Annotated in this window: 11 protein-coding genes; 8 read left to right on the top strand and 3 right to left on the bottom strand. The window is 64.0% G+C overall.

Annotated features, from left to right (window positions below; all coding sequences use genetic code 11):
- Positions 1-405: 405 nt before the first annotated feature.
- From DK261_RS22125 to DK261_RS22090, 8 genes are read left to right on the top strand one after another with little or no spacing between them, the layout of a single operon-like run.
- Entirely contained in the window at positions 406-1,317 is a 912-nt protein-coding gene (locus DK261_RS22125) for a GDP-mannose 4,6-dehydratase (protein ID WP_009051672.1), read from the top strand.
- The gene (gmd, locus tag DK261_RS22120; RefSeq protein WP_007924592.1) at positions 1,314-2,285 is read left to right on the top strand and encodes a GDP-mannose 4,6-dehydratase; all 972 of its coding nucleotides are present in this window, start codon (positions 1,314-1,316) and stop codon (positions 2,283-2,285) included. Before DK261_RS22125 ends, gmd begins: the two co-directional genes overlap by 4 nt.
- A gap of 3 nt (positions 2,286-2,288) precedes the next feature.
- Positions 2,289-3,731, top strand: coding sequence for a mannose-1-phosphate guanylyltransferase/mannose-6-phosphate isomerase (locus DK261_RS22115; protein WP_110176373.1), 1,443 nt, complete (start codon positions 2,289-2,291; stop codon positions 3,729-3,731).
- A complete protein-coding gene (locus DK261_RS22110; RefSeq protein ID WP_009051674.1) occupies positions 3,731-4,528 on the top strand; it encodes an ABC transporter permease in 798 nt (265 codons plus the stop codon). The genes DK261_RS22115 and DK261_RS22110 overlap by 1 nt, the downstream gene beginning before the upstream one ends.
- Positions 4,528-5,793, top strand: a complete 1,266-nt coding sequence (locus tag DK261_RS22105) for an ABC transporter ATP-binding protein (RefSeq protein ID WP_041987934.1) — start codon at positions 4,528-4,530, stop codon at positions 5,791-5,793. The genes DK261_RS22110 and DK261_RS22105 overlap by 1 nt, the downstream gene beginning before the upstream one ends.
- The gene (locus tag DK261_RS22100) at positions 5,790-7,163 is read left to right on the top strand and encodes a glycosyltransferase family 1 protein (RefSeq protein ID WP_041987931.1); all 1,374 of its coding nucleotides are present in this window, start codon (positions 5,790-5,792) and stop codon (positions 7,161-7,163) included. The genes DK261_RS22105 and DK261_RS22100 overlap by 4 nt, the downstream gene beginning before the upstream one ends.
- Positions 7,147-8,277, top strand: coding sequence for a glycosyltransferase family 1 protein (locus DK261_RS22095; protein ID WP_110176371.1), 1,131 nt, complete (start codon positions 7,147-7,149; stop codon positions 8,275-8,277). The genes DK261_RS22100 and DK261_RS22095 overlap by 17 nt, the downstream gene beginning before the upstream one ends.
- Positions 8,278-9,408 carry a glycosyltransferase family 4 protein gene (locus DK261_RS22090; RefSeq protein ID WP_016703964.1) on the top strand — a complete coding sequence of 377 codons (1,131 nt, stop codon included), beginning with the start codon at positions 8,278-8,280 and terminating at the stop codon, positions 9,406-9,408.
- Between the two features lie 119 nt (positions 9,409-9,527).
- Here the strand turns inward: DK261_RS22090 and DK261_RS22085 are convergent, their stop codons facing one another.
- From DK261_RS22085 to DK261_RS22075, 3 genes are all read right to left on the bottom strand, one after another.
- Positions 9,528-10,421, bottom strand: a complete 894-nt coding sequence (locus DK261_RS22085) for a pyridoxamine 5'-phosphate oxidase family protein (RefSeq protein WP_028683600.1) — start codon at positions 10,419-10,421, stop codon at positions 9,528-9,530.
- A 65-nt stretch (positions 10,422-10,486) separates the two neighbouring features.
- Positions 10,487-11,110 (bottom strand): glutathione S-transferase family protein, encoded by a 624-nt coding sequence (locus DK261_RS22080; protein WP_110176369.1) that lies wholly within the window; start codon positions 11,108-11,110, stop codon positions 10,487-10,489.
- A gap of 130 nt (positions 11,111-11,240) precedes the next feature.
- Complete coding sequence (locus tag DK261_RS22075; RefSeq protein ID WP_009051681.1) at positions 11,241-12,143, bottom strand: LysR family transcriptional regulator; 903 nt, start codon at positions 12,141-12,143, stop codon at positions 11,241-11,243.
- Positions 12,144-12,185 lie beyond the last annotated feature (42 nt).

The following is a 12,185-nucleotide window of genomic DNA, read 5'->3' as shown; positions in this document are numbered from 1 at the left end:
GGCACCTTCACACAATGACGGTAGAGCCATGGCACCACGCCAGTGTTGGTGGGCGTGCATCCATCGTTCTCATGCCCGTCTACGTTCTTGTTCTATTGGTCAGTTTTGCATGGCGCCGAGACAGCCATCCTGATCGTTTTTGGGTCGAGACGAGGGGCATTCTAAACACATCCGTTTAAGATTCGGGAACCTCAGAACAAGATTTTTCCTATGCTGGAAAACGAGAACTTACCGGTCACGGTAGGACTTATTGAAATTGCCGCGCAATTGGCACAGATTGACTGCCAAACAACTACAACAAGCTTCGTCAATAGAAAGGCCCTGGGAAATAGCAGAGTTTTCGTATTTCTCACATGAATTATGTGTCCAAATATTGCCGAAGCCTCCGTCTAAAGAGGCTGCTGCTTGAAAAAGCGTCTGTTTGTAACGGGCCTGAATGGATTCGTGGGACGTCATCTACGCTCCCGCCTGGGCGCTGCCGATTCAGGCTGGGAACTGTTGCCCGCGCCGCCCTTCGACCTGACCCAACCGCAAAGCCTGCAAGACCTGTGGCCCGAGTTGCCGGATGCGGTGATTCACCTGGCTGGCCAGACCTTCGTCCCCGAAGCCTTCCGCGATCCTGCCCGGACCTTGCAGATCAACCTGCTGGGCACCCTCAACCTGTTGCAAGCGCTGAAAGCCCGTGGCTTCAGCGGCACCTTCCTGTACGTCAGCTCCGGTGACGTCTACGGCCAGGTCAGCGAAAACGACTTGCCCATCGACGAGCGCCAGCCGCCCTCCCCGCGCAATCCTTATGCGGTGAGCAAGGCCTCGACCGAACTCCTGTGCCTGCAGTGGGGCATGAGCGAAGGCTGGCCCGTGATGGTGGCCAGACCGTTCAACCATATCGGTACCGGTCAGCTGGACAGCTTCGCCGTCGCCAGCGCCGCGCGCCAGATCGCCCGGATCAAGCACGGCCTGCAGGCACCGCGGCTGGAGGTCGGCGATATCGACGTCACCCGCGATTTCCTCGATGTCGCTGACGTGGTGAACGCTTACCTGGCCCTGTTGCGCAGTGGCGTGCCGGGCCAGGTCTACAACATCTGCTCCGGCCAGGAGCACAGCATCCGCAGCCTGATCCAGCAGTTGGCGGACATCGCTCAGGTCGAAATGGAACTGGTTCAAGACCCCGCCCGTCTGCGACGGGCAGAACAGCGTCGTGTCTGTGGCAGTCACGCCAGGCTGCAAGCCGTCACCGGATGGACGCCCGAAACCACAATAAAACAATCCCTGCGGGCGATCCTGTCCGACTGGGAGTCACGGGTACGACAAGAATGACAAAAAGTGCACTGATCACAGGGATCACCGGGCAGGACGGCGCCTATCTGGCCAAGTTGCTGCTGGACAAGGGCTATCAGGTTCACGGACTGGTGGCGCGACGCAGCAGCGACTCGCGCTGGCGCTTGCGTGAGATGGGCATCGAGGGCGAGATCCGCTACCTGGATGGCGACATGGCCGACGCCTGCTCCGTGCAACGGGCGGTGATCAAGGCGGCGCCCGACGAACTCTACAACCTGGCGGCGCAAAGCTTTGTCGCCGCTTCCTGGGACCAGCCGGTGACCACCGGCATCGTCGACGGGCTGGGCGTGACCCACCTGCTCGAGGCGATCCGCCAGTTCAGCCCGCACACCCGCTTCTACCAGGCCTCCACCAGTGAAATGTTCGGCCTGATCCAGGCCGAGCAGCAGGACGAAAATACCCCGTTCTACCCGCGCAGCCCCTACGGCGTGGCCAAGCTCTACGGACACTGGATCACCGTGAACTACCGCGAGAGCTTCGGCCTGCATGCCAGTAGCGGCATCCTGTTCAACCACGAATCGCCCCTGCGCGGCATCGAGTTCGTGACCCGCAAGGTCACCGACGCCGCCGCCCGGATCAAACAGGGCAAGCAGCAGGAGCTGCGCCTGGGCAACATCGACGCCAAGCGCGACTGGGGATTCGCCGGCGACTATGTCGAAGCCATGTGGCTGATGCTGCAACAAGGCAAGGCCGATGATTACGTGGTAGCCACCGGCGTCACCACCACCGTGCGCGAGATGTGCCAGATCGCCTTCGAACACGTCGGCCTGAACTACCGTGACTACGTGAAAATCGACCCGGCGTTCTTCCGCCCCGCGGAAGTCGACGTGCTGTTGGGCAACCCGGCCAAGGCCCAACGGGTACTCGGCTGGAAACCCAAGACCCATCTGGAAACCCTGATCCGCATGATGATGGATGCGGACATGAAACGCGTCGCCAAGGAGTAAGGCATGCTGATTCCAGTGATTCTTTCCGGCGGTGCCGGGACCCGCTTGTGGCCGGTTTCGCGCGAAGGTCATCCCAAGCCCTTCATGATCCTGCCCGACGGCCAGAGCCTGCTGGGCAAGACCTACCGCCGCGCCGCCGGGTTGCTGGCGGGCAGCGGCGACATCGTCACCGTGACCAACCGCGACCACTTCTTTCAAAGCAAGGATCATTTCCAGGCCGCCCGGCTGGAGCGGCACCTCGGGCATTTCATCCTCGAACCTTCGGGCCGCAACACCGCCCCGGCCATCGCCATCGCAGCCCTGGCCGTGCAGGCCCGGCATGGTGACCAGGCGACCCTGGTGGTGATGCCCGCCGACCATCTGATCCGCAACGAAGAAGCCTTCAAAAGCGCGGTCGCCCATGCCGCGCAACTGGCCGAAACCGGGCATCTGGTTACCTTCGGCGTCACCCCGAACACGCCGGAAACCGGCTTTGGCTATATCGAGTCAGGCGACGCTCTCGACGACCAGGGCGCCGCCAGGGTGCAGCGCTTCGTGGAAAAGCCCGACCTGAAGACCGCCCTGGGCTACCTGGAAAGCGGCCGGTTCCTGTGGAATTCGGGCCTGTTCTGTTTCACTGTCGCTACGCTGCTGGAGCAGCTGCAACAGCACGCCCCCGAGCTGCTGGAACTGGGCCGCGCCTGCCTGGCCGCGAGCACACCAGTGGAAACCGGGCGCATCCTCCAGCATGAATTGTCGGCGGAACATTTCGCCGAGATGCCGGACATTTCCATCGACTATGCATTGATGGAGGTTTCGGACCAGGTCGCGGTGGTGCCCGCCCGGTTCGACTGGAGCGACATCGGTTCCTGGGGCGCGATCAGCGCCCTGGTCGACGCCGATGCCCAGGACAACCGCGCCACCGGCGAAGCCCTGTTCATCGACAGCCACGGCAACTTCGTGCAGAGCGAAGGCCGGATGATCGCCACGGTCGGCGTCGACAACCTGATCGTGGTCGAGACCGCCGACGCCATCCTGGTGGCCCACGCCGACCGCGCCCAGGACGTGCGCCAGGTGGCCCGGCAGCTCAAGGACCGCAACCACGAGTCCTATCGCCTGCATCGCACGGTCAGTCGGCCCTGGGGCAGCTACACCGTGCTGGAGGAAGGCCCGGGCTTCAAGATCAAGAAAATCGTGGTCAAGCCGGGCGCGGCGCTATCGCTGCAGATGCACCACCATCGCAACGAACACTGGGTGGTGGTCAAGGGCACGGCCATGGTCACCAACAACGGCGACGGCTCGCACCTGGTCAACAGCAACGAATCCACCTTCATCGCCGCCGGGCACAAGCATCGACTGGCGAACCCGGGGGTGATCGACCTGGTCATCATCGAAGTGCAGAGCGGCGAGTACCTGGGCGAGGACGACATCGTCCGCTTCGAAGACCAATACGGCAGGACGGCCTGATGCTGCTCAATCTGTACCGCTCGCTGCGCAGCTACCGGGGCTTCATCCTCGGCAGCGTGCAGCGCGAGTTCCAGGCGCGTTATCGCAACTCGCTGTTCGGCGCCTTGTGGACCGTGCTCAACCCGCTGTCGATGATCGTCGTCTACACGGTGATCTTTTCCCAGGTGATGCGCGCCCGCCTGCCGGGGGTGGAGGACGGCCTGGCCTACAGCGTCTACCTGTGCGCCGGGCTGCTGACCTGGGGCCTGTTTTCCGAGCTGACCCTGCGCAGCCAGAGCATGTTCCTGGAAAACGCCAACCTGCTGAAGAAGATCAGCTTCCCGCGCATCTGCCTGCCGGTAATCGTGCTGCTCAACGCCGGCATCAACTTCGCGATTATCCTCGGCCTGTTCCTCGGCTTCCTGCTGATCACCGGGCGCCTGCCGGGCCTGGCGCTGCTGGCGTTGATCCCGCTGCTGCTGTTGCAGGTGCTGTTCTGCACCGGCCTGGGGATGATCCTCGGAGTGCTGAACGTGTTCTTTCGCGATGTAGCGCAGTTCTTCGGCATCTTCCTGCAGTTCTGGTTCTGGCTGACGCCCATCGTCTACCCCATCAGCATCCTGCCCGAGTCGATCCAGCGCCTGCTGGCGCTCAACCCGCTGACCGCGCTGATGCACAGCTACCAGAACCTGTTCCTGTACGACCAGTGGCCGCAATGGAGCTCGCTGACCCCGATGCTGGTGATCAGCCTGCTGTTCTGTGCCATGGGGCTGCGGCTTTTCCGCCAGCGCGTCGGTGAAATGGTGGATGAGCTCTGATGGGACATATACGCGTCACTGGCCTGGGCAAGGCCTATAAGCAGTACCCGAACCGCTGGAGCCGGCTGTTCGAGTGGATGATTCCGTTTTCCAGGCCGCGCCATCACCTGCACTGGGTGCTGCAGGGCGTCGACTTCGAGATCGAGCCGGGCCAGGCCGTGGGCATAGTCGGGGTCAACGGCGCCGGCAAAAGCACCTTGCTGAAAATGATCACCGGCACCACCCAGCCGACCTGCGGCGAGATCCACCTGCGCGGTCGGGTGGCGGCGTTGCTGGAGCTGGGCATGGGCTTTCACCCGGACTTCACCGGGCGCCAGAACGCGGTCATGGCCGGCCAGTTGCTGGGCATGCAGGTCGAGGAAATCGAAGCCCTGATGGCAGAAATCGAAGCCTTCGCCGAAATTGGCGAGGCCATCGATCACCCGGTACGCACCTATTCGAGCGGCATGCAGATGCGCCTGGCGTTCAGCGTGGCCACGGCCCGGCGCCCGGACATCCTGATCGTCGACGAGGCACTGTCGGTGGGCGACGCCTACTTCCAGCACAAGAGCTTCGAGCGCATCCGCAGCTTTCGCCGCGCCGGCACCACCCTGCTGATCGTTTCCCACGACCGCTCGGCAATCCAGTCGATCTGCGACACCGCGATCCTGCTCGAGCAGGGCCGTGTGGCCATGCACGGCAAGCCGGAAGAGGTGATGGACTACTACAACGCCATGCTCGCCGAACGCGAAGGCCAGACGGTGCGCCAGGAAATGCTCGCCAACGGCCAGGTGCGGACCATTTCCGGCACCGGCGAAGCCGGGATCCTCAGTGTGCACCTGCGTGACGAGCGCGAGCGCTCGATCGAAATGGCCGAAGTCGGCCAGCCGGTGGTGCTGGAAGTACAGGTCGAGGTACGCCAGGACATCGAACGGCTGGTACTGGGTTTCATGATCAAGGACCGTCTCGGCCAGCCCATGTATGGCATCAACACCCATCGCCTGGACCAGGCCCTGACCGACTTGAGCGCCGGCGAGAAGATCACCTTCCGCTTTGCCTTCACCATGGGCCTGGGCAAGGGTAACTACTCGGTGGCCCTGAGCCTGTCACGGCTGGATTCGCATCTGGATCGCAACTTCGAATGGCGCGACTACGGCCTGGTCTTCCACGTCATCAACAACCGCCAGGAAGACTTCGTCGGCTGTTCCTGGCTGCAGGCGCGGACCAGCATTGTCCGCTCACCGTCGAAGTCCACTCAGTCAATGCCTCAGCGAGCCGCTCCATGACCCGACTGTTGATTGAATGCACCTATGTGTTCGAACACCCCGAGACCAACTCGGGCATCCAGCGTGTGGTGCGCAACGTTATCCGTGAACTGCCCGCGGCCGATGCCTCGGTCGAATGCATTCCGGTGGTCATGCTCAAGGGCCAGCTCTTGCGGGTATTGAGCCTGAAGCCGTTGAAACCCGAGCGCTGGAACCTGATGGGGTTGCGGGTGCGCCTGGAACAGATGGCCAACGTCTTCTGGCTGCGTCACCGCACCCTGGAGCGACGCAAACCCTTCGATTCCTACCTTGCGCGCCGCTTGCTCTATGTGGCGTGCCGCTTGACCGCCCTGGTCTGCTTCAGCATTCCGTTGCGGCTGTGCAACCGGTTCCTCAACACCCGGGAAATCCCCCAGCGCTGCGTACCGCTGCAACATCAACCGGGCGATCAACTGGTGTTGCTGGACTCATCCTGGCATGCCGACTTCTTTCCCCTGGCCGAACAACTCAAGCGCGATGGCGTGGGTATCGTCTCGGTGATTTACGACCTGATCCCCCTGACCCACCCGCAGTTCTGCGACGCCGGGCTGGTCCGGGTGTTCAACCATTGGTTCGACTGGATAGCGCGCACCGCCGACGGCTACATCGCCATTTCCGCGACGATCCGCGACCAGGTCCGCGAAGAGATGCTCCGCCGGGTCGGGCGCCAACAGGTGGCACAGCGCTGGTTCGACTATTTCCACCTGGGTTCGGAACTGGACCAGTGCAGTGAAAACGCTCGGATCAACCCGGACCTGGCCCAGCTGTTCAAGGGCCAGGCAGCGGTCTTCCTGATGGTCAGCACCATCGAACCCCGCAAGAACCACGGGTTCCTGCTCGACGCCTTCGAGCGCGTCTGGGCCAGCGGTTCCCAGGCTCGCCTGTGCATCGCCGGGCGCATCGGCTGGAAGTGCGAGGCGCTGATCGAGCGGATTCGCCGGCACCCGGAGTTGAACCGGCGCCTGTTCATGTTCAACTCCCTGGACGACAACAGCCTGGAGTACGCCTATTCCAAGGCGACGGCGCTGGTGTTCCCCTCCTATGTCGAAGGGTTCGGCCTGCCTCTGGTGGAGGCCATGCAGCGCGGCTTGCCCGCCATGGGCAGCGACATCCCGGTATTTCGCGAGATCGGCGGCGAGTTCATGGCCTATTTCGACCTGAACGATCCGCAGAGCCTGGCCGACCTGGTCATCCAGCAGGAAACCAGCGGCGTGTTTCCCGCGGCCCGCCATGTCGATGACTGGCGCTGGCTGGGTTGGCGAGAAGCCAGTACCCAACTGGTCGAACGCATTGTGTTCCACAGGAACCACGCCCCCTCGGTCATGGAGACGCACGATGCGGATAGCCCTTAACGCGCGCATTCTCCAGTCGCCCCGCACCGGTATCGGTCATTACGTAGCGGAACTGGCCTCGGCCCTGGTCACCGAACAGGGGCTGGAGTTGTCACTGTTCCACGGCTGGGGCTGGAGCCCCGAGCTGCCGGCGGCGGCCATGCCGGGTTACTCCCAAGTGGCCCCTTGGCTGCGACAGATCCCCGGGGCCTACCAGGCCCGGCGCTGGCTGGAACAGCGACGCTTCGACCAGGGGCAGCCTGCAGCGATCGATCTCTACCATGAGCCCAGCCTGTGGCCGCTGGAGTTCGAAGGCCCGACCGTGATGACCCTGCATGACCTGACTCACCTGCATTACCCCTCGACCCAGCCGCCGGCCCGCTTGAAGGAAATCGAGCGGCGTCTTGGCGCAGGCGTGGAACAGGCGCGACTGATCCTGACGGACTCGCAGTTCATCGCCGATGAAGCCCAGGACTATTTCGGCCTGCCGCGCGATCGCTTTGTCGTGGCGCCTCTGGGCGTCGCCCCGCGCTTCCATCCACGCGGGCATGCCGAGCTGGAACACAGCCTCGCAGTCCATGGCCTGCAGCCTCAAGGCTACTTCCTGTGCGTCGGCACGCTGGAACCACGCAAGAACCTGTCCCAGGCCCTGCAGGCCCACGAACAGCTGCCGCCAGCGCTGCGCCAACGTTATCCGTTGCTGATCGTCGGCATGGCGGGTTGGGAGCAAGGACAATTCAGCGACACCCTGCAAAAGGCCCTGGCCAGCGGCCATGTACGACTGCTGGGCTACCTGCCGGACGAACAGGTGGCGCAGTTGGTGGCCGGAGCCAGGGCGCTGATCTTTCCATCGCTGTATGAAGGCTTCGGTCTTCCGGTCCTGGAAGCCATGGCCAGTGGCACGCCGGTGGTAGTGACACGGCGTTCAGCCATGCCGGAAGTCGCGGGTATGGCCGGCAATTATGTCGAGCCTGGCGATGTGCATGGCTTGAACAGCACTATGCTTCGCTTGATCGACGATGAGCCCCATTGGCAGGCATGCCGCGAAGCGGGTTTGCAACAAGCCGGGCTTTTCTCCTGGAGGCACTGCGCGCAGATCACCGCGCGCACCTACCGTCAGGCTATAGGAGGCTGAATGCGGGTCTTACATTTCTTCAAAACCTATTTGCCTGACTCGGTCGGCGGTATCGAACAGGTCATCTTCCAACTCTGCGAAAGCGGCGCCCAACAGGGTATCGAAGGCCAGGTCCTGACCCTCAGCGCCGACCCGCACCCCGCGATACTCAAGCTCGGTCAGCATGAGGTGCACCGGGCCAAGCTCGACATACAGTTCGCCTCCACCGGTTTCTCCTACAGCGTGTTCAAGCAGTTTCGCGAAATGGCTGCCGAAGCCGACGTGGTCAACTACCACTTCCCCTGGCCGTTCATGGACCTGGTGCATTTCGTGAGTGGCATGAACAAGCCCTGCGTGGCCACCTACCACTCCGACATCATCCGCCAGCGCCATTTGCTCAAGCTGTACCGGCCGTTGATGAATCGCTTCCTGGGCAGTGTCGACCGGATCGTCGCCGCGTCGCCGAACTACCTGCACACCAGCGATGTGCTGCAGCAATTCCCGGACAAGACCCGGGTCATCCCCTACGGCCTGAACAAGGCCGGTTATCCACAGCCCGATAGCGAACGCATGGCCCGGTGGCGCCAGCGCCTGGGCGAGCGTTTTTTCCTGTTCGTCGGGGTGATGCGTTACTACAAGGGCCTGCACATCCTGCTCGATGCCCTCAAGGACGTGGACTACCCGGTAGTGATCGTCGGCGCCGGCCCGCTCGAGGCCGAGCTGCATGCCCAGGCCGCGGCCCTGGGCCTGCGCAACCTGCATTTCCTCGGCCGCCTGGGGGATGAAGACAAGGTGGCCTTGCTGCAACTGAGCTACGCCATCGTCTTCCCTTCGCACCTGCGCTCCGAGGCGTTTGGCATCTCGTTGCTCGAAGGCGCGATGTACGGCAAACCGATGATCTCCAGCGAGATCGGGACCGGCACCAGCTATATCAATATCCATGGCGAAACCGGCCTGGTGGTGCCGCCCAGCGATCCCCTGGCCTTCCGCGCCGCCATGCGCCAGCTCTGGGACAACCCGGAACAGGCCGCGCAAATGGGCCTCAAGGCCGAAGCCCGTTACCGGCAGCTGTTCACCGCCGACGAGATGGGTCGCAGGTGGAGCGAGCTGTACCAGGAGCTGCTGGAGGAAAAAGCCCTGTCCTATGCCTGATGTTGGTCTGTAGGAGCGAGCGGGCGGCGATCCGACTTGCCCGCGATGGACTTGAGAGCGCCGCGTTTACCCAGTCAACACGCGTCATCGTTAACGACCATCGCGGGCAAGCCTCGCTCCTACAGGTTTGTGCTCTGGTGCCAGCGCAGGGCCAGCGCCGCAGGCCGGCGCACCAGTTGTTCGACCTCGAAGCGCCACAGGCGCTCGGCGCCCGGGAAGGTTGCGATCTGCGGGTCGTCGAGCACGACTTCAGTGCGCCCGCTGAGCTGCAGCAGGTCGCCACGGCTGAAGTCGATGAACAGCAGGCCGGCGCGGGGGTTGAGCAGCAGGTTGCCCAGGGTGTTGAAGTGCAGGTTGCCGGCGAAATCCGGAATGCTCAGGCGGTTGCCCTCGACCCGCACGAAACCGGCCGGGCCGCCGCGGTGGGAAACATCGACCCAGAGCCGTCCCTCGACCTCCACGTAACTGGCGACAAAAAACGTATCGGCGCTCCGGATCATCGCCCTCGCCTCTTCATCCAGCACGTTCAGGCGCTGTACCGGCCGGTGCGCGGCCAGCGGCACCGACTCGAACTGACGCAGCTGGATGTAGCGCGGGCAGTTGCCGAAGGACTGCTCGACCCCCAGGGCAAAACCGCTGTGGTCCAGCTCGACGATCCGCCCGTTGAGGCGGTTGCGCCGCCGGGTGTGCAGCTCGATGCCCAGCAGGCCAATGGCCGCGCCCGGCGTCAGCTGGGCGGGGTCTTCGGCGGCTGGCAGGCTGTCGAGCCTTAGCCGCCCAGGGGTTGGCGAGTGGGCGAAACCGACAGCCCCTTCGAGCACACTGGCCCAGGGGTTGCCCTGGTTATCCACAGCCCCGAGCAGCATGAACGGCAGCTGTTGATAAAACTGCCGGTGCTGGTCGGGCATCTCGCTGCGGATCACCTTGCGCCCGACGACTTCCATGCGCTCGGCCACGCCGGCCTGGGCTTGCAGGCGGGTTTCGCCTGCGTGCCAGGGGGATTCGGTATTCATCATGAGTCTCCCCTGCGTCGATGACGCAGCAGTCAGCGGGCCCGGGAGGTGCCGGGCCGCCAGGTTCAGGCGCTTTGCAGACCCACCGCGGTGCGCGGCATGCCGACGAAGCCGGGCAAGGCTTCGATGCGCGCCAGCCAGGCGCGGACCTGTGGATAATCCACCAGCGACACATTGCCCTCGGGGGCGTGGGCGATGTAGCTGTAGCCGGCGATATCGGCGATGGTCGGTTCGCTGCCCACCAGGTAAGGGCTGGCCGTCAGTTCCTGCTCGACCACCTTGAGCAACGCATGGGAGCGGTCGATGGCCTCCTCGGCGTTGCGCTGCGCGCCGAATACGGTGATCAGCCGCGCCACCGCCGGGCCGAAGGCAATCGGTCCCGCCGCCACCGACAACCAGCGCTGGACCCGTGCCGCGCCAACCGGATCGCTGGGCAACCAACGGCCCTGGCCGTACTTCTGCGCCAGATACACCAGGATCGCGTTGGAGTCGGCCAGCACCACGCCCTGGTCGTCGATCACCGGCACCTGGCCAAAAGAGTTCAGCGCCAGGAAGTCCGCCTGCTTGTGCTCGCCTTTCGCCAGATCGACGAAGACCAGCTCAACAGGCAGCCCCAGCAGCGACAACATCAGTTCGACGCGATGGGCATGACCGGAACGGGGGAAGTTGTAGAGCTTGATGGCGTGCATGGCAGACTCCGCTGGGCAGGGGTGCGGCTCACAAGAGCGGCACTGACGGACGCCATCTTCTCTCTCGGCTCAAAACAAAGGAATCACCAGAAAACACAATCCATCATTTCAGCCAGCGCAATGATCCGCGCTACGACTGCAACGCCGGATGTTCGCGCAGCGCCTGCACCGCGAAGTCGACGAAACTGCGCACCCGTGCCGGGGCCTTGCGCCCGCCCTGATACACCACATGGATCGGCAGCGGCGCCAATTCGAACTCAGCCAAAACAATCTCCAGCTCACCAGCCGCCACCTTGCCCGCGACCTGGTACGACAGCACCCGGGTCAGGCCCAGCCCCAGGCACGCGGCACTGATCGCCGCCTGGTTGGCGGTAACCACCAGCCGCGGCTCCGGACGAACGCTCAAGGGGGTTCCGCCCTCGTTGAACAGCCAGCTCCTGGACTGGCCGATGGACGACGGCGCAATCAGCGGCGCCTGGCGCAACTCCTGCGGATGGCGCGGCCGCCCATGCCGGGCCAGGAAAGCCGGGGACGCGCAGATGACCCGCCGCACCTCGCCGACGCGCATGGCGTGCTGGCCGCTGTCGGGCAACTCGCCGATGCGCACCGCGACGTCCATGCCTTCCTCGACCATGCTCACCACCCGATCGACCAGCAGGGCATTGATGCTGACCTCGGGAAAGCGTTCCAGGTAATCCACCATCAGCGGGGTCACGAACAACTCGCCGAACAGCACCGGCGCGGTGATCGTCAGTTGGCCGCGCGGGAGGGCATGGATGCCGGCGGCCGAGGCCTCGGCGTCCTGCAACTCGGCGAGGATGCGCCGGCTGTCTTCCAGGTAACGCTGGCCGGCTTCCGTCAGCAGCACATTGCGCGTGGTGCGGGTCAGCAACTGGGTGCCGATACGCTGCTCCAGCGCCGCCACCGCCCGGGTCACGCTGGGCGCGGACAGCCCCAGGCGCCGGGCCGCGGCAGCGAAGCCCTGCTCCTGGGCGACGCTGATGAACACCTGCATTTCCTGGAATCGGTCCATGGCGGTCCTCGCAGTACGGCGCCCTGCCCCGGCACCGTCCCG

It is taken from the genome of Pseudomonas sp. RW409, assembly GCF_003184125.1.
In the GTDB taxonomy this organism is placed as follows: domain Bacteria; phylum Pseudomonadota; class Gammaproteobacteria; order Pseudomonadales; family Pseudomonadaceae; genus Aquipseudomonas; species Aquipseudomonas chlororaphis_I.
Note: the sequence above shows the minus strand (reverse complement) of the source record. Positions and strands in the feature narration are given on the sequence as shown.